Annotated in this window: 24 protein-coding genes; 3 read left to right on the forward strand and 21 right to left on the reverse strand. The window is 52.6% G+C overall.

The features are described from left to right. Positions 1-99 precede the first annotated feature (99 nt). On the reverse strand, positions 100-924 hold the full coding sequence (locus EKM97_RS06325; protein ID WP_125571551.1) for a MetQ/NlpA family ABC transporter substrate-binding protein: 825 nt from the start codon (positions 922-924) through the stop codon (positions 100-102). A gap of 368 nt (positions 925-1,292) precedes the next feature. Beyond that, a complete protein-coding gene (locus tag EKM97_RS06330; protein ID WP_125571552.1) occupies positions 1,293-2,114 on the reverse strand; it encodes a MetQ/NlpA family ABC transporter substrate-binding protein in 822 nt (273 codons plus the stop codon). A 444-nt stretch (positions 2,115-2,558) separates the two neighbouring features. On the opposite strand from EKM97_RS06330, the gene EKM97_RS06335 reads away from it, so the two are divergent. Beyond that, on the forward strand, positions 2,559-3,689 hold the full coding sequence (locus EKM97_RS06335) for an ArgE/DapE family deacylase (protein ID WP_125571553.1): 1,131 nt from the start codon (positions 2,559-2,561) through the stop codon (positions 3,687-3,689). Beyond that, the gene (locus tag EKM97_RS11945) at positions 3,686-4,111 is read left to right on the forward strand and encodes a hypothetical protein (protein WP_164507462.1); all 426 of its coding nucleotides are present in this window, start codon (positions 3,686-3,688) and stop codon (positions 4,109-4,111) included. Before EKM97_RS06335 ends, EKM97_RS11945 begins: the two co-directional genes overlap by 4 nt. Positions 4,112-4,184: 73 nt before the next feature. On the opposite strand, the gene EKM97_RS06345 is transcribed toward EKM97_RS11945, so the two are convergent. The 19 genes from EKM97_RS06345 to EKM97_RS06435 form a co-directional block, all read right to left on the reverse strand. Continuing rightward, positions 4,185-5,345: an FtsW/RodA/SpoVE family cell cycle protein gene (locus tag EKM97_RS06345; protein WP_125571574.1), complete on the reverse strand. Its 1,161-nt coding sequence runs from the start codon at positions 5,343-5,345 to the stop codon at positions 4,185-4,187. Positions 5,346-5,426: 81 nt separating this feature from the next. Then, entirely contained in the window at positions 5,427-5,648 is a 222-nt protein-coding gene (locus EKM97_RS06350) for a DUF2969 family protein (protein WP_125571555.1), read from the reverse strand. 14 nt (positions 5,649-5,662) lie between these two features. Next, on the reverse strand, positions 5,663-5,920 hold the full coding sequence (gene yidD / locus EKM97_RS06355; RefSeq protein ID WP_125571556.1) for a membrane protein insertion efficiency factor YidD: 258 nt from the start codon (positions 5,918-5,920) through the stop codon (positions 5,663-5,665). 5 nt (positions 5,921-5,925) lie between these two features. Then, positions 5,926-6,090: a DNA-directed RNA polymerase subunit beta gene (locus EKM97_RS06360; protein WP_125571557.1), complete on the reverse strand. Its 165-nt coding sequence runs from the start codon at positions 6,088-6,090 to the stop codon at positions 5,926-5,928. Between the two features lie 15 nt (positions 6,091-6,105). Beyond that, on the reverse strand, positions 6,106-7,095 hold the full coding sequence (gene mreB, locus EKM97_RS06365) for a rod shape-determining protein (protein WP_125571558.1): 990 nt from the start codon (positions 7,093-7,095) through the stop codon (positions 6,106-6,108). A gap of 47 nt (positions 7,096-7,142) precedes the next feature. After that, positions 7,143-7,376, reverse strand: coding sequence for a DUF1146 family protein (locus EKM97_RS06370; protein ID WP_125571559.1), 234 nt, complete (start codon positions 7,374-7,376; stop codon positions 7,143-7,145). Between the two features lie 1,010 nt (positions 7,377-8,386). Beyond that, positions 8,387-8,818 carry a F0F1 ATP synthase subunit epsilon gene (locus EKM97_RS06375; RefSeq protein WP_125571560.1) on the reverse strand — a complete coding sequence of 144 codons (432 nt, stop codon included), beginning with the start codon at positions 8,816-8,818 and terminating at the stop codon, positions 8,387-8,389. A gap of 11 nt (positions 8,819-8,829) precedes the next feature. Then, positions 8,830-10,260: a F0F1 ATP synthase subunit beta gene (atpD, locus tag EKM97_RS06380; protein ID WP_125571561.1), complete on the reverse strand. Its 1,431-nt coding sequence runs from the start codon at positions 10,258-10,260 to the stop codon at positions 8,830-8,832. A gap of 29 nt (positions 10,261-10,289) precedes the next feature. After that, entirely contained in the window at positions 10,290-11,204 is a 915-nt protein-coding gene (locus tag EKM97_RS06385) for a F0F1 ATP synthase subunit gamma (RefSeq protein ID WP_125571562.1), read from the reverse strand. Positions 11,205-11,215: 11 nt separating this feature from the next. Next, positions 11,216-12,730 (reverse strand): F0F1 ATP synthase subunit alpha, encoded by a 1,515-nt coding sequence (atpA, locus tag EKM97_RS06390; protein ID WP_125571563.1) that lies wholly within the window; start codon positions 12,728-12,730, stop codon positions 11,216-11,218. 23 nt (positions 12,731-12,753) lie between these two features. Beyond that, positions 12,754-13,299 (reverse strand): ATP synthase F1 subunit delta, encoded by a 546-nt coding sequence (atpH, locus tag EKM97_RS06395; RefSeq protein WP_125571564.1) that lies wholly within the window; start codon positions 13,297-13,299, stop codon positions 12,754-12,756. 1 nt (position 13,300) lies between these two features. After that, positions 13,301-13,804, reverse strand: coding sequence for a F0F1 ATP synthase subunit B (gene atpF / locus EKM97_RS06400; protein ID WP_125571565.1), 504 nt, complete (start codon positions 13,802-13,804; stop codon positions 13,301-13,303). A 35-nt stretch (positions 13,805-13,839) separates the two neighbouring features. After that, entirely contained in the window at positions 13,840-14,052 is a 213-nt protein-coding gene (gene atpE, locus EKM97_RS06405) for a F0F1 ATP synthase subunit C (RefSeq protein ID WP_125571566.1), read from the reverse strand. A 22-nt stretch (positions 14,053-14,074) separates the two neighbouring features. Continuing rightward, the gene (gene atpB, locus EKM97_RS06410) at positions 14,075-14,794 is read right to left on the reverse strand and encodes a F0F1 ATP synthase subunit A (RefSeq protein ID WP_125571567.1); all 720 of its coding nucleotides are present in this window, start codon (positions 14,792-14,794) and stop codon (positions 14,075-14,077) included. 479 nt (positions 14,795-15,273) lie between these two features. Continuing rightward, entirely contained in the window at positions 15,274-15,903 is a 630-nt protein-coding gene (gene upp / locus EKM97_RS06415; protein ID WP_125571568.1) for a uracil phosphoribosyltransferase, read from the reverse strand. A gap of 71 nt (positions 15,904-15,974) precedes the next feature. Further along, complete coding sequence (locus EKM97_RS06420) at positions 15,975-16,994, reverse strand: L-threonylcarbamoyladenylate synthase (RefSeq protein ID WP_125571569.1); 1,020 nt, start codon at positions 16,992-16,994, stop codon at positions 15,975-15,977. 29 nt (positions 16,995-17,023) lie between these two features. Beyond that, positions 17,024-17,851, reverse strand: coding sequence for a peptide chain release factor N(5)-glutamine methyltransferase (prmC, locus tag EKM97_RS06425; protein WP_125571570.1), 828 nt, complete (start codon positions 17,849-17,851; stop codon positions 17,024-17,026). After that, the gene (gene prfA / locus EKM97_RS06430) at positions 17,844-18,926 is read right to left on the reverse strand and encodes a peptide chain release factor 1 (RefSeq protein WP_125571571.1); all 1,083 of its coding nucleotides are present in this window, start codon (positions 18,924-18,926) and stop codon (positions 17,844-17,846) included. The genes prmC and prfA overlap by 8 nt, the downstream gene beginning before the upstream one ends. A 1-nt stretch (position 18,927) precedes the next feature. Beyond that, a complete protein-coding gene (locus EKM97_RS06435) occupies positions 18,928-19,539 on the reverse strand; it encodes a thymidine kinase (protein ID WP_125571572.1) in 612 nt (203 codons plus the stop codon). Positions 19,540-19,758: 219 nt separating this feature from the next. Here EKM97_RS06435 and EKM97_RS06440 point away from each other — a divergent pair, with 219 nt between their 5' ends. After that, positions 19,759-21,150, forward strand: coding sequence for a Mur ligase family protein (locus EKM97_RS06440; protein ID WP_125571573.1), 1,392 nt, complete (start codon positions 19,759-19,761; stop codon positions 21,148-21,150). Positions 21,151-21,485: the final 335 nt, after the last annotated feature.

The raw sequence follows: 21,485 nt of genomic DNA on the forward strand, positions 1-21,485 counted from the left end.
AGTTGCGGTTATGAAAGCGATTGATTTTCACCGCCTAACTAAACGTCGGGTTCGTTCGCAATGAACAAACCCGAGTTCAGGATGGTTTAAATCTTAATTTTAGAACTTGTAGTCCCAAGCGGCAATCGTCGAACCGTCGTAAATCTTCTTGATCTGCTTCTTGGTTGCTTCAGTCTGGTAAGCCTTCACAATCTTCTTGTAAACAGCCTTGTTCTTTTCGGACTTCTTAGCCACGATGATGTTAACCCATGGCTTGCTCTTGGCGTTAATCTTTTCGACGTAGATGGCATCCGCTGGCTTGAGCTTGGCGTTCAGGGCCATGTCGTTGTTGACGACGGAAGCGGTTGTGGAGGACAGGCTCCGGGCTGTCTGCGAAGCGTCAACAGCGCTGAACTTGAGCTTCTTCGGGTTGGACTTGATGTCCCGAGTTGTTGGCGTCTTGGAATCATCCAGCTTGAGGATGCCGGCGGTTTCAAGCAAAATCAACGCGCGACCTTCGTTGGTTGGGTCGTTTGGCACGGCAACGGTATCGCCCTTCTTCAGGTCCTTCAGGCTCTTAATCTTGTTGGAGTAAACGCGCAGTGGTCCGATGTAGGTGTTCCCGATCGCGGTTAAGCTGCTGTCGTGGTGGGACTTTTCCCAGTTGTTAAAGAAATCGTAGTGCTGCATTGCGTTCAAGTCCAAGTCGCCATCGAGCACCGCTTGGTTAGGCTTGTTGTAGTCGGTGAACTGCACCAGCTTCAGGTTGATGTGCTGCTTGGCCAGGCGCTTAGCCACTGGCTTCCACACATCGGCGTCAGAACCAATGACACCCAGCTTAACTGTGGTGGTCTTGGCGGTGTCTGCGGACTTGCTACCACAAGCGGCAAGCAAAACGGTGGCGAGCAGGGCGGCCCCTGCAACTGCAAAACTCTTCTTCTTCATTAGTAATTCCTCCATGTCATCATGACTTTTTCTACATTGACCAAACAAAAAGCCGCCTCTAAGCAAAACTTAGAAGCGGCTTCCCGCGGTACCATTCTAATTCATTCCGTGCCACTAACACGGAACCTCTGGGAGTTATCTCCCGTGCATTGTAATGGATGCCAGCCATCTACACCTTAGCTTGCGCCTCAGTGAGCCGATCAGTGAGCCATTCTCAAAACACTTGGCATCCCCTTTTGCACCATCCGGGGTCTCTGCATTGCCGCTGAGTTTCTCTCTCTCACGTCATTCGTTTGAATCAATTGCCTGTATTATGGCAATGTTTTAATCTCTTGTCAACTCTGATTTATTTTTTAACCCGTTCGGACTTAGAACTTGTAGTTCCAGGCTGGGACTTCATTGCCCTTGTAGACCTTCTTGATGGTCTTGGCGGTTGCTTCAGTCTGGAAGGCCTTCACAATCTTCTTGTAAACCTTGTTGTTCTTCTGACTGCCCTTGGCCACGATGATGTTAATCCAAGGCTTGCTCTTGGCGGTAATTTTTTCGGTGTAGATGGAATCGGAAACCTTCAATCCGGCATCTGTTGCCACCCCGGAGTTAACCACTGCCGCCTGTGCAGACTTGAGAGAACGCGCCGTCTGGGATGCATCAATGGCAGTGACCGTCAAGTTCAACTTGTTGCTCTTGATGTCGTGGGTCGTTGGCAATGCCGCCTTATCGAGGGTAATCAGACCGGCCGTTTCGAGCAGCTGCAATGCGCGGCCTTCGTTGGTTGGGTCGTTCGGCACCGTGACGGTGTCACCCTTCTTGAGCTTCTTGAGACTGCTAATCTTGCTGGAGTACACCTTAAGTGGTGCCAGGACGGTCTGACCGATTGCCTTCAGGTTGGACTTGTGCGTCTTGTTCCAGTTGTCCAGGAAGTACTGGTGCTGGAAGGCGTTCAGATCAATGTCCCCATCTAGCAGGGCTTGGTTCGGCTTGTTGTAATCGGCGAAGCTGACAATTTTAATGTCGATGTTCTGCTTCTTGAGCCGGTTGGCGATTGGCTGCCACACGCGCTTATCGCTGCCCACAATCCCCACGCGCACCGTGGTCACCTTGCTGCTGGCCTTCTGCTTGCTGCCGCAACCGGCAAGTACCAGACCCAATGCCAATACGCTAATTCCCGCTGCCAAAATGTTCTTCTTCATGAATAATTCCTCCCAAAAATGTCTTGTGTGTCAAAACGAACGCGCCGTGCCGGACACGAAAAAACCGCTCCTAAGCATTGCTTAGAAGCGGCTTCCCGCGGTACCATTCTAATTCGCCCACCGAAATGGGCCTCACTCAGGACTCCAACAAGTCCCGTGCAAGATAATGGATGCCAGCCATTGCAACTACGCCGAAGCCTCGTTGCACCGATCAATGAGCCATTTTCAGGTTGCCGTGCCTCCCCGCTTTCACCATCCGGGGTCTCTTTCAAGGTCGTGCGAACCGTCTCTCTCATCTCACTCGTTTCGTTCATTTTAAGAATGGCCTAATGTTACCGCCACAATTCTTTGCTGTCAAGCATAATTTTGCCACAGTCTTGAAATTTTGCGCTTGCTTTTCAAAGCGCTAACACCTAAAGTCGTTTGGTGAGAGGGGTCTTATACATGAATGAACAAACTGAATTTCTGACTAAATTAATTCAAACGAACAGTGAAAATGGCAATGAGGCAGCAATTAGCGCATTGATTGCCGCGAAGTTACAGGAACACGGAATCAGTAGCAAACTGCTACCGTATTCCGATGGCCGCAGCAATATTATTGCGGAACTCAACCCTGACGCGCCTGGCAAAACACTCGCGCTCAGTGGGCACCAGGACACCGTGCTCATCGGTGACCGGGCCAAGTGGCATCACGATCCCTTCGCCGCCGAAATCAAAGATGGCGTCCTCTACGGTCGCGGTGCCGCCGACATGAAGAGTGGTCTGGCCGCCATGGTCTTTGCACTCATTGAACTCCACGACACGCATTTTGCAGGTCACGTACGCTTCATGGCCACTGTGGGCGAAGAATACGGCGCAATGGGTGCCCGGCAGCTCACCAAGGCCGGTTACGCGGATGACATTGACGGCCTCGTGATTGGGGAACCAACGCTACCTAACATCATCCACGCCCACTCTGGGAGTTTTAACTACAAAATCATTGCCCGCGGTCAATCTGCCCACAGTTCAATGCCTGAGCTCGGGGTGAACGCCCTGAGCCTGCTCACCGACTTCATGATTGCCGAGCGCACCGCCTTCGATGATGCACCTGCTGACCCCGTTCTGGGCAAGCTCGTCCACTCCGTTACGATTGCTAAGGTTGGTAGTCAGGTGAACACCATTCCCGACTACGGGGAAGTTGCCGGCAACATTCGTCCCGTGCCGACTTTCGATAACGAGCACGTCATTGAACGCCTCAAGGAAGTCTGCGCGCAGCTGAACGCGAAGAGCAAGGGGACGCTCACCTTTGAACTCACCCACTCCTTCCGGCCCGTCAGCACCCCAGCAGACGCCGACATCGTGCAGGCCTTGCAAGCGGCGATCACCAAGCAAAATGGGCAACCAGCACCACTCGACATCATTCATGGCGCGACTGACGCCAGTGAGTTCACCCTGGCCAACAAACAACTACCAACGCTCATTTACGGTCCTGGTGCATGGGACCAGGCGCACATGATTGACGAGCACGTCGCACTGAGTGACTTCGAGAACGCCATCAAGATCTACGCTGATCTGGCACGGGAATTCTGCAAATGACAGCAACCGTCACGACCATCAGCGCGTTGTTGCCCCTGATTGAGCAGCAGCTCAGTCCCCTCACAATTAGCGGGGAAGCCATGCACACCCTGCAAAAGGTTGCAATCGTGCGCAACCGCCCCTACTCCCCGCTCACCAAACTGTCCCTGGGCAGCGACTCCTGGTTGGCTACGCACCTGCGCAAGCATTTTGCCAGTGAACCCGGCGGTCGCCAAGAGCTGGAGATTCTGCCGGTAGAACAGGCGCAGTTAAGCAGCATCGCTGAGCTTGATGAAACGCAAACTGCCGCACTCGTGCAAGCAATCAACAAGGATTACCAAACGGTGCTCCACGCCGACCACATCTCCTTAACCCGCACGGAGAAACCCGCAAAACCGGGTTACCAAAAAATGCCCAGCAAGTATGAAAAATATCTCAAGTAACTTCAGTCTCGCCGCGTTGGCGAGGCTATTTTTGTGCAATCAAAAGGCCACGCTTTGCGCGTGGCCTTCTTCGTCAAACCTTTTTAGGTTGCGGACTACCAAATTCATCGTCCCGACTAAACATATAACTTTGATGGTGATAGCGCATCGACAGTACCATACCGACCGATAACATGTTGGCCAGCAGGAACGAGCCCCCCTGACTCACAAATGGCAGGGGAATACCTGTCAGTGGCAGCAGTCCGATGTTCATCCCAATGTTTTCCAGAACGTGGAACATAATCATCATGATGACGCCCGTCGAAATGTACGCGTAGAACTCGTTCTTTGTGTCGAAGGTCACGCGCACCATCTGGTAAATCAGCAGGAAGTAGAGCAGAATCAGCGCAGCTGCGCCAATGAAGCCCATGGTCTCCCCGATAACGGAGAAAATCATGTCCGACTCCTGCACGGGCACGGTGACCTTCAGGTTGCCCAACCCGCTTCCGGTGAGTTGACCGGAGCCAATGGCCTTCATTGCCTGCCAAATTTGGTAGGAGTCCCCAGAAGTTGCCCCCGAGGGGTTGAGCCAGGAGTCGATGCGGGCGAACTGGTAAGCCTGAAAGCCAACGTGCCGCAAGAGCACCCGACCCCAAGTTTGGGTGGCCATGAAGAGCGCACCGCCGCCGATCAGGATGGCGCCCCCACCAATAGGTGCAATAATTTTCCAGGTCACCCCGGAAACCAGGACAATTCCCGCGAAGATTGCCAGGAACACCAGTGTCGTCCCCAAATCATGCTGCAAAAGCAGTAAGGCAACAACAGGGAGCGTCCACGCCAGCATTTTGCCAATCAGGAGCCAGTCGTTCTTGGTTGTGTGCGGCATTGCCGTATTGTGCAAGGTGACAACGCGACTCAGCATCAGAATGAACGCCGGCTTCATCACCTCACTGGGTTGAAACGTAATGGGTCCGAATGCAAACCACGACTTGGCACCGGTTTTAGCGGCAACCGCGCGGTTATAGAAAATCAAAACGGCGATCAGGAGGAATATCCCGAGGGCGAACAGGTACGGCGCAATCCGCCACAGTTGCTCGGCATCAAAGCGCATCACGAAGACCACCCCAATACCCCCAATGACGTACCAAACCAGTTGCATAATCACAGCGCGAATGGCCGTACTGCTGGGACTCGTGTAGGAAATGGCCATGTAGATGGCTGCCATTCCAATCAGGCCCAGAAGCATGATGGTCATGATGATGCCGTAGTCAATGCGGTCGCCCTGTTCCTTTTCTTGGTTCACTTGCTTTGTCACAGGATGCCTCCTTAAACGTACTTAAGCCTGGTGCAGGTGGTAAGTCGCAATGACGTAATTGACCGCTTCATCTTCAGTTTTGAAGAGCTGGGCGTTGTCAGCACCTGCGACATACGCCTTAAACTTGCTGCCATCAGGTTCAATTGACCCGATTTCTTTATTGCCAATGTTGAACACAGACACTGTCTGGCCGCCACGCTGGACACTATCCATGCTAATTTTAATTTTGCGTTCTTTTCCCATGATACCTCCATTGATCAATCATGCTGCTTGTCTTGCTCATTACGGCGCAGGCTGAAGTGATCCGGAACCGGATCGTAGCCCCCACGAACAAAGGGATTACAACGCAAAATGCGGGCAATCCCCATAAGTATGCCTAAAATGGCACCGTGTTTCGTGATGGCCTGGACAGTGTACGCACTACACGTCGGGTAATACCGACATGATGGCGGCAGCAGCGGTGAAATAAAGTGCTGATAAAAGCGAATTGGTGCAATCACAATCTTTCTAATCATGACGCTCACCGCAAAAAGTCAAAGATGTGCGTCCAAGTGCTTGGCATGAACACCTGGAAGGGATTGCCCCCACCGATGCCGTAACCAATCATTGTACCGAGCACAATCATGAGCAGACAGATCAGAATGATGATACCAATCCACTTCAGCGCGCTGCGGAAATCTGACATAGCACCGCCTCCAGATTAGTACTGCTTGTGGTGCGCAATGTTGTCCAAAAGGACACCAGTCCCCAACGCAACAGCGTCCAGTGGGTCTTCTGCGAGCAGCACTGGTACGTGCAATTCGTCCGCAAAGAGTTCGGAAATCCCCTTGAGCAGGGCACCACCACCAGTGAGCATGACACCACGATCAATGATGTCGGCAGACAGTTCAGGTGGCGTCTTCTCCAGCACACCCTTAGCAGCGGCAATCACGGCGTTCATCACGTCACTCAGTGCAGTCTGCACTTCAACAGCCGTGACTACGACCTCACGTGGCAAACCGGTCGCAATGTCGCGACCACGCACTTCCATCGTGGCGTCTTCCTTGGCGTTGTAGACCGCACCAATTTCAATTTTGAGCTGTTCAGCAGTATGTTCACCAATCAGCAGCTTGTGCTTACTCTTGACGTAGCTGACAATGGCCGCGTCCATCTTGTCACCCGCCAAACGCAGGGACTGACTTGTCACGATTTCGCCCATGGACAACACGGCGACATCAGAGGTCCCACCACCGATATCGATAACCATGTTTCCTTGGGGCTGGAAAATGTCCAAGCCGGCACCAACCGCAGCGACCTTGGGTTCGAATTCCAAGTAAACCTTACCGCCGCCGGACTTTTCAGCCGCCTGAATGATGGCCTTCTGTTCGATTGAGGTAATGTTAGTTGGTGCGCAGATCAAAATATTAGGCTTGCTCAAGAAGCCCTTCACGTTCAATTTATTAATAAAGTACTCGAGCATGGCTTCGGTGATATCGAAGTCCGCAATCACACCGTCCTTGAGCGGACGAATGGAGCGAATGTTACCAGGAGTACGGCCAACCATCCGGTAGGCTTCGGCACCAACGGCAACCACCTTGCCCGTCGTGGTATCGATAGCAACGACGGAAGGTTCGTTCAGAACAATCCCCTTCCCTTTAACGTTGATGAGGACGTTTGCCGTCCCCAAATCGATCCCAATGTCTTTTGCCATGAGTTAATGCTCCCCTCAGTTTATATGGCGGTTCAATGACCACCGGTTTAAATCAAATATGCCAAGTTCCGAACCGCCGCAATCAGCGCTAGGAAGCAAGACGACACGAGGTAACCAAGACCAACCGCAACAAAAAACAGCAACAGTTGCCCTTCGCGAACCCGATTTGGTTTCAGTAACTTGTCAAAACGCAAAGCAATCAGCGTGCGCCACACCATCACGATGAAAATGAGGTGTGAAAATATTGTCAACACTGCGTTTACTCCGAATGATTGTTCCATTACCGAATCCTCCGCGTTAATGATACCAAAAAAATCGTGGTTTCAAAAGCGCGTTCGCTCTTGTGTTGCTTAATAAAGGGTAAAACCAACAAAATTGAGTCTTTTTTGCAGATTTTCGCTGTCCGTCAGCGTGAGTCATGAAATTTTCATCCGCAAGGATGCAGGAATTGAGAATAGTGGGGTAGACCGAAGGTCGGGTCTGGTGCGGATTGGCTTCGCAGGCAGGAACTCCGTTAGCGGGGACCGTTCCAGCCGGCTACGCCGTCTTCCACTGGGGATATTGCCGCAAACCCAGCGTCAATATCCCGCTCCCGATAAAATTGGCGGTGTACCCCCTGACGAAAATCATGTCGGGAATACACCGCCAATTTTATTTTCGCTAACTCCGTCCCTGCCCGCTACGCCAATCCACCCCAGACCCTATGTGCATTCACAATACTGTGGTGGTGTTATTTCCGGGCGACGTTAACCTGATGATTTCATATCATGTGCGGTGTGACACATCAACGAACCGGCAGACACAGTGACAATGACCCAACACCTTCTGTCACCGTGATTTCAATCTCTAATTGAGGTCAATGTGACTCGTAACCGTCGCGCAATCGTTAGTCTTACTGTCCCCACTCAATAACGTGTCGGTCACGGAGGTGGCGGTGTGCTTGGGCGAAGCGCAGGGAACGGAGTCGGGCGAAAAGATGATTGTTTGGAGACAGGACGGCCGCACTTGCCGTCGTGGCTGCACACAATCATCTCGGGAGCGCGGAGTTGACGCTGTTCTTGCGGCAACTCCGCCAGTGGAAGACCGCGATAGCGGGCTGAAGCGGTCCCCGCCCGACGTAGTTCCCGGAGCGCAGCCCAAGCGCACCACCACCGGAGTTGCCGACCCCACCGCCTTGCGGCGTTGTGAAAGCTGCTTAAAGTGCAGGTCGCACCCTTGCAGGCACGGACTTACGCTGCCGGACAGTAGCACAAAAAAACGCCCCTGCAAGCAGGAACGTTTCGTGTCGTACTTAGATACTCTTTTTGACGTTGATTCGGTTGAGCGCCCGCTGCAGTGCAACTTGTGCACGGAGCAGGTCATCAACGTTGTGTTCTTCCTTAGCAGCATCAATCCGGCGCTGGGCACGCTCACGCGCAGCCTCAGCACGGGTCAGGTCGATGTCGCGCGCACGTTCAGCAGAGTCCGCGATGATGGAGGCCACATTGTCCTTCATCTCCATGAACCCACCGTTAACGGCAATCCGGTCTTCATGACCAGGTTTGTCAACACGCTGAACACGTACTTCACCAATCTGCAGAGGAGCCACGATCGGCTCGTGGTTAGCCATAATGCCGAGGTCACCATCGGTTGAGCGTACAACGACCATCGTAGCGTGGTGATCATACACCAAGCCGTCAGGCGTCACGATGTTGACGTTCAGCACGTGCTTATCGTCAGCCATGTCGCTCCCCCTTACTTGCTAGCTTCTGCTGCAGGTTCGTAACCCATGGTCTTGGCCTTAGCCAGAACCTCGTTGATGTCCCCAACAAGACGGAATGCTTCTTCAGGAACGTCGTCGTACTTGCCTTCGAGAATGTCCTTGAAGTCCTTAACGGTTTCTTCAACAGGCACGTAAGAACCCTTTTGGCCAGTGAATCGTTCGGCAACGTTGAAGCTCTGACTCAGGAAGAACTGGATGCGACGCGCACGCGCAACAACCATCTTTTCGTCGTCAGACAGTTCGTCCATCCCAAGAATGGAAATAATATCCTGCAATTCTTGGTAACGCTGGAGAACCTGCTGGACCTGCATGGCAACTTCGTAGTGTTCTTCGCCAACAACTTCTGGGCTCAGAGCACTGGATGAAGAAGCCAGTGGGTCAACGGCTGGGTAGATACCCATTTGGGTCAAGCGACGTTCAAGGTTAGTCGTGGCATCCAAGTGGGCGAAAGTAGTTGCTGGCGCAGGGTCAGTGTAGTCATCGGCAGGCACGTAAACGGCCTGAATAGACGTAACAGAACCCTTCTTGGTGGACGTAATCCGTTCCTGCAACTGACCCATTTCCGTAGCAAGCGTTGGTTGGTAACCAACGGCACTAGGAACACGGCCGAGCAGAGCGGAAACTTCAGAACCAGCTTGGGTGAAGCGGAAGATGTTGTCGATGAACAGCAGCACATCTTGGCCTTCAACATCACGGAAGTATTCCGCAAGTGTCAAACCAGTCAGTGCAACTCGCATACGGGCACCTGGTGATTCGTTCATTTGACCGAATACCATGGCGGTGTTCTTCAGAACACCACTTTCCTTCATTTCGAAGTAAAGGTCATTACCTTCACGTGTCCGTTCACCAACACCGGTGAAGACCGAAATCCCACCGTGTTCTTCAGCGATGTTGTGGATCAGTTCCTGAATCAGAACCGTTTTCCCAACACCGGCACCACCGAAGAGCCCAATCTTACCACCACGTAAGTATGGGGCAAGCAAGTCAATAACCTTAATCCCGGTTTCGAGAATCTCGGAACCAGTGCTCAGTTCATCAAACTTTGGTGCATCACGGTGAATACTGTCGCGCCGGTGGTCAGGACCAAATTCTTCGCCGCCGTCGATTGGTTCCCCTAAAACGTTAAACACCCGGCCAAGGGTGTCCTTACCAACAGGCACGGAAATAGGAGCACCGGTATCGGTAACTTCCATCCCGCGCTGCAAACCATCCGTGCTGGCCATCGAAATGGTCCGCATGACGCCATCACCAAGTTCAACGGCAACTTCGACCACAAGGGTCTCGTCAGCGCTCTTCTTGATGTTCAAGGCGTTCTTGATTTTTGGCAAGTCATCGTTAATAGGAAAGGCCACATCGACGACAGGTCCGATCACTTGCACGATTTTCCCTGTTGCATTACTCAATTGCGTCGTCCTCCCCGCAAAATTATTTTCTATTCAACAGCAGCAGCACCACTGACGATTTCCGTCAGTTCGGTGGTAATTGCCGCTTGCCGGGCGCGGTTGTAACGCGTCGACAAATTACTAATCAGGTCGTCAGCATTGTCCGTCGCACTCTTCATCGCCGTCATTGAGGCCGCGTGTTCCGCGGTCTTGGCGTCCATGATGGCACCGAAAATCAAGCTTTCGGCGTACTGTGGCAACACTGCGTCCAGCACTGCGTCGAGGTCAGGCTCGGTCAAGTAGTGCACAGGCTTTTCGTCCTGCACTTCTTCTGGGTCCAAGTCGTTAATCGGCAACATTTTTTCAACACGGAACGCACTGGTCAGTGAGTTCACGTGGTGGTTATAACAAACGTAGAGTTCGTCAAACACCTCATTACGGTACATGGAGACGGCCGTCTTCACGATTTCCCGCACTTCGTTGAACGTTGGCGTGTCAGACACACCGCGGTACTCGTACGCAACGTTCACGTTGCGGCCCTTGAAGAAGTCGGCCCCGACCCCACCAATCGCCATGACGGTGGTTTCGTGTTCGTCACTCTTCAGAACATCGAGCATTGATTTCAAAATATTGCTGTTGTAACTCCCGACGAGGCCCCGGTCACTGGTGATTACGAGGTAACCAACCTTGTTAACCGGACGTTCTTGCAACAAGTCAGAAACGAGGACACGCATGTCATCGTCCTTCTTTTCTGCCACCTGGCTGGCGGCAAGGGTCAAAAGCTGACTTTGTGCAAGGTGCGTCACGGTTGCCCGGACCTTATCAGCGTACAGCTGGTACGCGCTGGAGCGCTTCTCAACCTGATTCAATTTTGCACCCGAAACCATTTGCATGGCCGAGGTGATCTGCCGGGTTTTCTTCGTGGAAGCAATCCGGCGCTTAATGTCAATTAATGAATCAGCCATGGGTGCACCTCCTAATTGGCGGAGCTAGCTGCAAAACCGTCGCTGAATGCCTTCATTGCGGCATCCATCTTGTCGGTGTCAGGCAACTTCCCAGTGCTTGCAATTTCTGCAGACAGGTCAGCTGCGTTCGCCTTGAAGTAGTCGAACAGTTCGTTCTGGAAACGCTGAATGTCGGCAACTGGAACAGCGTCCATGAAGCCGTGTGTCAGTGCGTAAAGAGCCAGAACCTGGTTCTCTACTGGCAGCGTCTTGTGCAGAGGCTGCTTCAGAACTTCAACCGTCCGCTTACCACGGTTCAACTTAGCCTGCGTTGCGGCATCCAAATCGGAACCGAACTGACTGAAGGCTTCCAGTTCACGGTATGATGCCAGGTCCAGACGGAGCGTACCAGCAACCTTCTTCATTGCCTTAAGCTGAGCGTCCCCACCAACACGGGAAACGGAAGTACCAGCATCAATAGCTGGACGGGTCCCGGCGTAGAACAGGTCAGACTGCAAGAAGATTTGGCCATCAGTGATACTGATAACGTTGGTTGGAATGTACGCGGACACGTCACCGGCCTGGGTTTCAATAATTGGCAGGGCCGTCATGGAGCCACCACCAAGTTCATCACTGAGCTTAGCAGCACGTTCCAGCAAACGGGAGTGCGTGTAGAAAATATCACCAGGGTAAGCTTCACGTGCTGGCGGACGACGGAGCAACAGTGAAATTTCACGGTAAGCGTTGGCCTGCTTCGTCAGATCATCATACACGATGAGGACGTGCTTGCCATTGTACATGAATTCTTCACCCATTGCGGCGCCGGCATATGGTGCCAGGTAAAGCATTGGTGCTGGTTCGGAAGGACCCGCGGAAACAACGATGGTGTAGTCAAGTGCACCAAACTTCCGGAGGGTTTCAACCTGACTGCGGACGGTCGAGTCCTTTTGACCAATCGCAACGTAGATACAGATCATGTTCTGATCCTTCTGGTTGATGATTGTGTCAATCGCGATACTCGTCTTACCAGTCTTACGGTCACCAATGATCAATTCACGTTGGCCACGACCGATAGGAACCAGGGCGTCAACAGCCTTGATACCGGTTTGCAAAGGTTCGAAAACGGACTTCCGCTGCATAACACCAGGTGCTGGGTTTTCAATTGGGCGGGTCTTGTCGGTCTTGATATCACCAAGACCATCAAGAGGCTGACCCAAAGTGTTCACAACACGCCCAATGAGCGCATCGCCAACAGGAACTTCCATGATGCGACCGGTCCGCTTGACCACGTCGCCTTCACGAATGTCGTCGAAATCACCAAGAATGATAATCCCAACATCATCGGTTTCGAGGTTCTGTGCCATCCCGTATGAACCATTTGCAAATTGCAAAAGTTCACCAGACATGGCATTGTCGAGCCCGTGTGCACGGGCAATCCCGTCACCGACGTAGGTTACGGTACCGACTTCTTTGACGGAGAGGTCGGATTCGTACTGTGCGAGCTGTTCTTTAATCAGCACGCTAATTTCTTCTGACTTGATAGCCATGACTTCACCTCTTCGCTAAATATCTAATGTGCTAGTAGTTTTGCACGAATCTTGTTGATTTGGGTGCGAACGGTACCGTCAATCACAAGATTGGCTGCTTCTACCCGAACACCACCAATAATCTCGCTATCAACGTTTGACTGAAGCTGCGCGGTTTGCACACCCAGCTTCTTAGCAACGGCGCTAGCAATCTTTGCTTCCTGCTCAGCAGAAAGCGCAATGGCGGTGGTTACCGTTCCGGTAACAATACCGGCGGCTGCCTGCATCCGCTGCTTGTAATCATCAATGATTGCAGGCAGCGCCGCGATGCGACCGTAGTCAAACACCATCTGCAACAGATTGGCGACAAGTTGACTTGCGCCCTGCTTGAGTGTATCAAGCAGCTTCTGCCGAGCTGCTGGTGTCAGTTCCGGCGCGGATAGAGCTGCTACAAGCTTTGGCGTCGCGGTGACTACAGCAGCAAGCTGCTGCAGATCGTCCTGGACCAAATCTACTTGCTTTGTTTCGCTAGCGAGAGCGAAAAGTGCCGCTCCGTACCGTGGGGCAACGATTGCATTCGTAAGCGCCATACTAATCACCTAACCCTTTGATGTAATCGTCAATGAGGGCTTGCTGATCTTCGGCCTTAAGGGACTTCCCAATAATCTTGCTGGCGATGGTAACAGACAAGTCTGCAACCTGATCGCGAGCACCATTAAGCGCGTCCTGCTTAGCCTGAGCGATGTCCTGCTGTGCCTTACTTTTAATGCTGCTTGCCTCTTCGTGGGCAGCGGCAACGATTTCCTTTTCCTGCTTTTCACCGTTGGCCTTCGCGTTGTTCACAATCGTGACCGCTTCGGCCTGGGTGTTCTTCAGTTCGTCCTGACGCTTTGCAAGCAAATCCTGTGCTTCCGCACGGGACTTGTCAGCGTAGTCCAGGTCGCCAGTGATTTTGTCCTGACGGGCCGCCATCATGCCGACAACTGGCTTCCAGGCAAACTTGCCCACAAGCAGCATCAGAACGATGAAGGTCAAAAGACCGAACAGGAAATCGCCAAGCTCAAGGCCAGCGGCACCAATTAATCCGTAAATCATCTATGCCACTCCCTTTCCTAAGTTTGGCTTCACAATTACATGAAGAGGATCAGGAATGAGATAGCAATCGCGATGATAGGAACAGCTTCGATCAGACCAACACCAAGAAGCATGGTCCCACGGAGTTGACCGGACAATTCTGGCTGACGGGCCATGCTTTCGATGGTCTTACCAATAACCTGCCCGTTACCATAACCTGCGGCGAGGGCTGCGATACCAGCTACGATAGCTGCTGCGAGTTCTTTCATGAGTGTTTCTTCCTCCTAAAAACTATTCTGAGACTGCCTTGTGAGACATGTAAACTGTCCCAAGTGTAACAAAGATATATGCTTGGATACTACCAATGAAGACTGAGAACCCTTGCCATACCATTTCGACAATAAACCCAAATGGGAACGCGACGAATGCCGCGTGACCGCCCATGAGCCCCAGGTTACGAATGAGCATAACCAGAACTTCACCGGCGAAGATGTTACCGTACAAACGCAAAGACAGCGTCATAAAGTTGGTAAACTCTTCAAGTAAGTTGATTGGCGCCATGAATGCCATTGGTGTGACATATCCCTTGAGATAACCCTTGAAGCCCTTGTTCTTAACGCCATAGTAATGGGAAAGAACGAGAACAATCATCGCTAAGGTCATCGTGATGAGCGGACTTGCCGTTGGGGAATGGAACCAGGTGTAGCCGTCAATTTTGACGTCAATGAACAACCCAAGTTGGTTCATCATGAAGACGAACAGGAACATCGTAAAAATAAATAGCTTAAAGGTGTTCCCTTCCTTACCAGGCATTTCACCCTTCACAATGCCATTAGTGAAATCAATGATCCATTCCAACAGATTCTGCTTACCGCCTGGCCGTAATTTCGGTTTGCGAGACAGGTAGAATACCAGCAGGAAAACAACGACGGCGGCAATCAGCATCGGAATGTCATTTGCAAGGTTGAACCGAACGGGTCCAAGTTGCAATTCGGGATACTTATCGTTCACAGAATTCACCTCCTTCTTGAAAATTGAATTCCAATGCACCCTTTCAGGACGCGATGGGTATAAAATTTTCTCTTTTTGCGGATTTTGCAGACTACCCCACAAAATACACTGATAACTCTAACACCTTGTCAGCAAAAAGACAAAGCAAAAAGCCTTAGCGGTGGGGCTTCACCGTGTTTGACAGCGAAAGCGTTTTAACTTCAATAAAGACGGCACTTTTTACCAAATTCCGGGTATGACGGCGTGTCATTTTTCAGATAAAAGTGGCAAAATGTCGCAAAATATTTTTGATATTTGCCGGAATATGCTTGTCAGGACGCATTGCATCATTCTCATTATTTTCAGAAAAATGCAGGTTTTCACTACGAAAGAAGCAATTTTCCTGAATATCTGCACATACAGTAGGGCAGCCACCAGCAATCCAGAGCGTACAAAAATGGCCCACCCTCAGTTGACTGAGTGCGGACCTACCTTGCTAATTACTTAGTACCGAAGAGACGGTCACCCGCATCCCCGAGACCTGGGAAGATGTAACCACTCTCGGTGAGGTGGTCATCCAGTGCTGCGGCGTAGATGTCAACGTCTGGGTGGGCTTCCTGAATTGCCTTCACACCTTCTGGTGCGGCAACGAGGACAACCAGACGCATGTGCTTAGCGCCACGTTTCTTCAGCGCATCAATTGCCATGATGGCAGAACCACCAGTTGCGAGCATTGGGTCAACGATGAACAAGTCCCGCTGATCAATGTCGGTTGGCATCTTCACGAAGTATTCGTGCGGCTGCAGGGTCTTTTCGTCACGGTACATCCCAATGTGACCAACCTTGGCAGCAGGAATCAATTCGAGCACGCCATCCACCATGCCCAGACCGGCACGCAGAATGGGAATCACTGCGAGCTTCTTGCCGGCGAGCTGCTTCTGCGTCGTTTTACCCATTGGGGTCTCTACCACGACGTCTTCGAGTGGCAAATCACGGGTAATTTCATAAACCATCAATTCGGCGATTTCGTTCGCGACCTCGCGGAATTCCTTTGTGCCGATATTCTTATCACGGATAATTGTCAACTTGTGCTGAATCAGCGGGTGGTTCAATACGGTAAATTTACCCATCAGTTTGTCCTCTCCTATTCCAGTGCCCCACACAGGCACATGCCGTTAGCTATTATAACGAATTTTCGCGTCTAGTGTTCGGATTTTGACGAAAAATGCTGACCACCGGCAGATTTTTCAATGCGATTCATGTAGGCACTACCTAAACCGTCTGTTGGGAAACCCTCCGCGAGCACCAAACTAACCTGCGGATGCAAGTCAAAGTAACGTAATCCGGCGAACAAGTCGCGGGTTGCCGTCGTAATGTCCGCGCCGAGACTGTATTCTTCAATGTCTTGTCCGTACTGCGCGAGCAAACCATCCGTCGCGAGGATACCAAAAGTTTGGCTGGTCGTCTGCGCCCATGCAATAGCCGCTGGAAAATCAGCAGGCTTGTCAACAATGACCACTTGCGCCTCAGGAGCATAGTGCTTGTACTTCATCCCTGGGGCCTTCGGGGTTTCCTTGGCACCGACCTTGTGCTTATCGGAGCTCACTGGGCCGATGATGGGTTCCAACATGGTCTCGTCAACCGCACCCGGCCGTAAAATAGCGGGCACATCAGTCGACATGTCAATGACCGTGGACTCGACACCGACCTCACAAGGCCCGTCGTCCAGGATACCGGCAATGCGGCCGTCCATATCGTGCAGCACGTGCTGTGCCGTGGTTGGGCTCGGCTTACCAGACAGATTTGCGGATGGTCCCACGATCGGCGTCCCGGCGGTGCGAATGAGATCAAGTGTGGCTTCATTCTGCGGATTACGAAAGGCTGCCGTCTGCAGACCACCCGTGACCTTCATGCTCAAAGCACCGGGCTTGATGGGCAAAATAATTGTGAGCGATCCTGGCCAGAAAGCATCCATTAACTTCGCGGCCTCTGGCGTGATGGTGGCAAAGCGGCTGACCGTTTCCCGGTCAGCGACTGTCACAATCAGCGGGTTGTCACTCGGACGACCCTTGGCTTTGTAAACTTTCTCAACAGCACTGACATTCGTGGCGTCGGCGCCCAAACCATAAACAGTTTCGGTTGGGAAAGCAACCAGTTCGCCGGCCTGAATTAAAGCAGCTGCATCGGCAACAGTTGCCCGTGTAAAAATTTTTGTTTCCATATAATACACTTCTTTCTGTTAGGTCCACCTTAGAAACTAATCTTCACTGCACGGTCATTACCCGCGTCGTCGCGCCGGAATTCAGCACTGGCATCTGGCAGCAGCGTACTAATCATGCGCGCCAGTGCCGCCCGCTGGTGATAGCCGAACTCCAGGTAAACTGCCCCACCTGGGCGCACGTGCGTTGGCAATTGCGGTAGCAACTGCTCAAACAAGGCGAGCCCATGCTTGTCGGCGTACAAGGCCATATCCGGTTCAAACAACTTCGTGGACGTGTCCATCACCGGCATCTCCGCCCGGTCAATGTACGGCAAGTTGCTGACAATGAAGTCGAATGTGCCATCGAGGTTTTGCAGCAAATCTGATTGGGTGATGACCACTTGCGCGCCAAGCTGATCGGCATTGGCACGTGCAACGGTCAGCGCGGCGGCGGATAAATCACTGAGCGTCATCTGCAATTGCGGCATTTCGAGCGCCAGCGTTAGCCCGATTGCCCCACTCCCCGTTGCCAGATCGAGCCCGCAACCACTCGGCGCGTCGGCCAGTACCCACTCAATCAGCAGTTCCGTGTCAAACCGCGGAATGAGCACGCGCTTGTCCACCTGAAACCAGCGGCCCCAAAACGGTGCCCGGCCCACGATGTACTGCGCCGGTTCATTCTGGAGCAGCTGCTGCACATCGGCAGCGAATTGCCTTGCCACTTCCGCCGGCATCTGGTCACGGCCGTGCAAAATGACCTGGCTGCGTGTCCAATTCAGACGTGCACTGAGAACAAAAGTTGCCCCGTCCGGGTCAATTCCGGCTTTTTCTAGCAATAAAGACGCCCCGGAGAGCGCCTCATTGTATGTCTTAGTCATTTGCAAGCTGCTCCAACTTCGCTGTTTGGTCGTGCAGAACTAGAGCTGCGATGATGTCATCCAGTTCCCCGTTCATGATCCGGTCAAGCTTGTTGAGGCTGAGGCCAATCCGGTGATCGGTGACCCGGTTTTGCGGGTAGTTGTAGGTCCGAATCCGTTCGGACCGGTCCCCTGAACCCACCGCGGTCTTCCGCTTAGCGGCGTATTCCGACTCATTCTGGCTTTCGTAGTAGTCGTAAACACGGGCGGTCAGAATCTGCATCGCCTTCACGCGGTTTTGCTGCTGCGAACGCTGGTCCTGCATAGCCACCACAATCCCAGTTGGCAAGTGGGTCATCCGGACGGCGGAACTGGTTTTGTTAATGTGCTGCCCACCGGCACCACTGGAACGGTAAACATCGGTCCGAATATCCTTCGGGTCGAGTTCAAGGTCAACCTTCTCGTATTCCGGCATCACACCAACGGTTGCGGTACTGGTGTGCACACGACCAGCACTTTCGGTTGCCGGTACACGCTGGACCCGGTGCGCCCCGTTCTCGTACTTGAGCTTGGAGTAGACGTTGTCCCCGGTAATCATGACAACGACTTCCTTGTAACCACCGACTTCCGTAGGTGATTCGTCGATGATTTCAGTCTGCCAGCCCTGACGTTCAGCGTAACGGGAGTACATGTTCAGCAAGTCAGCAGCGAACAGACTCGCTTCGTCCCCACCGGCTGCGCCCCGGATTTCCATGATGATGTTCTTGTCATCATTGGGGTCCTTCGGGAGCATCATGATCTTGATGTTTTCTTCAAGTTCCGCCTTTTCTTCTTCGTCGGCCTTGATTTCTTCCTTGGCCATTTCGGTCATGTCGGGATCTTTGCTTTCACGCAGAATCTCGTCACTGTCGGCGATATCCTGAACGAGTTCCTTGTAGCGCTTGTAGGCTGCCACAACGTCGCGCAAGGACCCTTCTTCTTTAGACAAAGCCATGTAACGTTTCGTATCGTTAATGACTTCGGGGTCAGACATTTGTTCCTGCACTTCGTCGTAGCGAATTAAGACGCTGTCGAGTTGCTCAAAAATTTTGTCCATCTTACTCTCCTTTGTTCTTCGCCGCGGCCAGTGCTTTAAGTTCAGCCAGTGGCGGGTTGTTGTAGTGTTTACGGCAAACCGGGTAGTATGATTCGTTGCCCCCGATTTGGATTTGTTCACCGGCATAAACCGGCTTACCATCGTGAATGCGCAGGTTCATCGTGGCCTTCTTGGCGCAGAACCAGCAGATGGTTTTCATTTCTTCGATTTTGTCGGCGTAAAGCAGCAGGGCTTCACTGCCTTCAAACAGGTGGTTCATGAAGTCATTCTTGAGGCCGAACGCCATTACCGGTACGTTGAGCTCATCGACAACGCGGGCACACTCAATCACGTGGCGCTTCAGTAAAAACTGCGCTTCATCAATTAGCACACAAGCCGTGGGTCCTTTGATTGACTGCACGAGGTCATAGATGTTCGTGTCTGGGTAAATCGGCTGCGCTTTACGCTCCAAGCCAATGCGGCTAGCGACCATCCCGACGCCGGAACGTGAATCCACGGCGCTGGTCAGAATCACAACCTGCTTACCTTGTTCTTCATAATTGTGGGCGACTTTGAGAATTTCAATACTCTTGCCGCTGTTCATCGCACCATAACGATAAAAAAGTTGTGCCATGTTGACCTCCCGAATTATGTCTTGCATTCTTCCAGCGCAAGACTCAAGCCATCTAAGTATACAAAAAAATAGGCCTAGATTCCACAGCTGAGCGGCAGACAGTTGCGGCCGCCGGAAGCAATTTTCAGTAAACTCGGCCGCAACCACCATTCTTCAGAATCTCTTTACCGCACTGTGCGCAGAAAACGGGCAAAATATGCTAAAATGAGACGATTATGTATGCGGAGAGGAAGAACGATTATCACAAACACTAGCCCAATTAAGGCCCAGTTCGCTACCGGCATGGGGAAGCTGGCCTATTCAGTACTGCACGGCGTTTTCAAGGGTGGATCTTCCTACCCAGGCAAACTCGCGCAAAAAATTGACCCTGATGTCCTCGCGGCCCTGGGCAAAGATTACGACGTGATTGTCGTTACCGGGACGAACGGTAAAACCCTCACAACCAACCTCGTGGTCAAGGTGCTCGCCCAAAAGTACCCGGACATTCTGAGTAACCCGACCGGCAGTAACATGATGCGCGGTATCATCACCGCCTTTCTTGCCCACAGCAAGCGTTACAAGAACGGCAAGCGCGGCTTAGCCGTTCTTGAAGTTGATGAAGCCAACGTGGCGCCGGTGTCCGCTGCCCTGAACGTCAAGGCATACGTGCTCACCAACATTTTCCGGGACCAGATGGATCGCTACGGCGAATTCTACACAACTTACGAGAAGATCCTGACCGGCATCAAAATGCATCCGGACGCACTGGTCATTGCAAACGGCGACGCCCCCATCTTCCACTCACGGGAACTCAAGAACCCCATGCGCTACTTCGGTTTCGACCGCGGCGGCACAGCAGACAAGTTCGCACCGGTGAACACGGATGGCGTGCTCTGCCCACAGTGCCAGCACATCCTGCACTACCACGAAATCAGCTACAGCAACCTGGGCGATTACTTCTGCCCCCACTGCGGCTTCAAGCGTCCTGAACTGGTCGCCAAAATGACGGCCATTACCGACCAAACGCCAACCAGTTCGGACTTCACAATCGACGGCCACAACTTCAGCCTGAGCATCGGCGGCACTTACAACATCTACAACGCCCTTGCCGCTTACACGGTTGGTCAAGAATTCGGTGTTGGCGCGGATGCCAGTGCGAAGGCGTTTGCTTATGACGAGAAAGTTTTCGGCCGGCAAGAAGTCGTCGACGTTAAGGGTAAGCAGGTGACCCTCGTCCTGGTCAAAAACCCCGTCGGCATGAACCAAGTGCTCGAGATGATTGGCCACGCCGAGAAGCCTTTCGCCTTCGGCTTCCTGCTGAACGCCAAGTACGCCGACGGCAAGGACACCTCCTGGATTTGGGACACCAACCTTGAGGAATTCGTCGCCAGCAAGCAAGCCACCACCTACATGGTCGGCGGCGAGCGTTTCAAGGACATCCAGTTCCGGATGGAAGTGGCGGGCGTGGATCCTGACGAACTGCTTACTGAACCAGACCTGACCAAGTTGCCCGACCGCATCGCCAGTTTTAAGGAAGATTCCGTCTACCTGCTGGCCACCTACACGGCCATGTTGCAGCTACGCAAAACTTTTGCCGACGGCGGCTACATCGCCCACGGTTTTGACAAGTAACACAGCCAACGTCCTGCACATCTGTGCAGGGCGTTTTTACTTGTCGCTGTCCGTCAGCGATAGCGTCGAAACTTTCATCCGCAAGGATGCCGGATTTGAAAATAGGGCTTCGACCGCAAGGTCGGGCCTGGGGCGACTTGGTTACGTGCCCGCAGGTAGGTGGCGCGGGGTCGCTCACGCCTGGCAAGCCAGGCTACCGCTAAACTTTTTGCCGAGGCCCTTGGCAAAAAGATTCCCCCCGAACATGAACAGCCCATACAATGCGGCTTACGCCGGTTGTATGGCTGTTCATGTTCTTTGCGCGCCACCTACCTGCGTTCACTCCACCAAGCCGC

The sequence above is a fragment of the Lacticaseibacillus songhuajiangensis genome (assembly GCF_003946025.1).
GTDB lineage: Bacteria > Bacillota > Bacilli > Lactobacillales > Lactobacillaceae > Lacticaseibacillus > Lacticaseibacillus songhuajiangensis.

Bases quoted from the DNA above. Each gene is read 5' to 3' on its own strand.
- atpF (WP_125571565.1), bottom strand. From the start codon at position 13,804: ATGATTTACGGATTAATTGGTGCCGCTGGCCTTGAGCTTGGCGATTTC.
- EKM97_RS06325 (WP_125571551.1), bottom strand. From the start codon at position 924: ATGAAGAAGAAGAGTTTTGCAGTTGCAGGGGCCGCCCTGCTCGCCACC.
- upp (WP_125571568.1), bottom strand. From the start codon at position 15,903: ATGGGTAAATTTACCGTATTGAACCACCCGCTGATTCAGCACAAGTTG.
- EKM97_RS06330 (WP_125571552.1), bottom strand. From the start codon at position 2,114: ATGAAGAAGAACATTTTGGCAGCGGGAATTAGCGTATTGGCATTGGGT.
- EKM97_RS06375 (WP_125571560.1), bottom strand. From the start codon at position 8,818: ATGGCTGACGATAAGCACGTGCTGAACGTCAACATCGTGACGCCTGAC.
- atpH (WP_125571564.1), bottom strand. From the start codon at position 13,299: ATGGCGCTTACGAATGCAATCGTTGCCCCACGGTACGGAGCGGCACTT.
- EKM97_RS06420 (WP_125571569.1), bottom strand. From the start codon at position 16,994: ATGGAAACAAAAATTTTTACACGGGCAACTGTTGCCGATGCAGCTGCT.
- mreB (WP_125571558.1), bottom strand. From the start codon at position 7,095: ATGGCAAAAGACATTGGGATCGATTTGGGGACGGCAAACGTCCTCATC.
- EKM97_RS06370 (WP_125571559.1), bottom strand. From the start codon at position 7,376: ATGGAACAATCATTCGGAGTAAACGCAGTGTTGACAATATTTTCACAC.
- prmC (WP_125571570.1), bottom strand. From the start codon at position 17,851: ATGACTAAGACATACAATGAGGCGCTCTCCGGGGCGTCTTTATTGCTA.
- EKM97_RS06350 (WP_125571555.1), bottom strand. From the start codon at position 5,648: ATGGGAAAAGAACGCAAAATTAAAATTAGCATGGATAGTGTCCAGCGT.
- atpE (WP_125571566.1), bottom strand. From the start codon at position 14,052: ATGAAAGAACTCGCAGCAGCTATCGTAGCTGGTATCGCAGCCCTCGCC.
- EKM97_RS06385 (WP_125571562.1), bottom strand. From the start codon at position 11,204: ATGGCTGATTCATTAATTGACATTAAGCGCCGGATTGCTTCCACGAAG.
- EKM97_RS06335 (WP_125571553.1), top strand. From the start codon at position 2,559: ATGAATGAACAAACTGAATTTCTGACTAAATTAATTCAAACGAACAGT.
- EKM97_RS06440 (WP_125571573.1), top strand. From the start codon at position 19,759: ATGCGGAGAGGAAGAACGATTATCACAAACACTAGCCCAATTAAGGCC.
- EKM97_RS06345 (WP_125571574.1), bottom strand. From the start codon at position 5,345: ATGACCATCATGCTTCTGGGCCTGATTGGAATGGCAGCCATCTACATG.
- yidD (WP_125571556.1), bottom strand. From the start codon at position 5,920: ATGATTAGAAAGATTGTGATTGCACCAATTCGCTTTTATCAGCACTTT.
- EKM97_RS06435 (WP_125571572.1), bottom strand. From the start codon at position 19,539: ATGGCACAACTTTTTTATCGTTATGGTGCGATGAACAGCGGCAAGAGT.
- prfA (WP_125571571.1), bottom strand. From the start codon at position 18,926: ATGGACAAAATTTTTGAGCAACTCGACAGCGTCTTAATTCGCTACGAC.
- EKM97_RS11945 (WP_164507462.1), top strand. From the start codon at position 3,686: ATGACAGCAACCGTCACGACCATCAGCGCGTTGTTGCCCCTGATTGAG.
- atpA (WP_125571563.1), bottom strand. From the start codon at position 12,730: ATGGCTATCAAGTCAGAAGAAATTAGCGTGCTGATTAAAGAACAGCTC.
- EKM97_RS06360 (WP_125571557.1), bottom strand. From the start codon at position 6,090: ATGTCAGATTTCCGCAGCGCGCTGAAGTGGATTGGTATCATCATTCTG.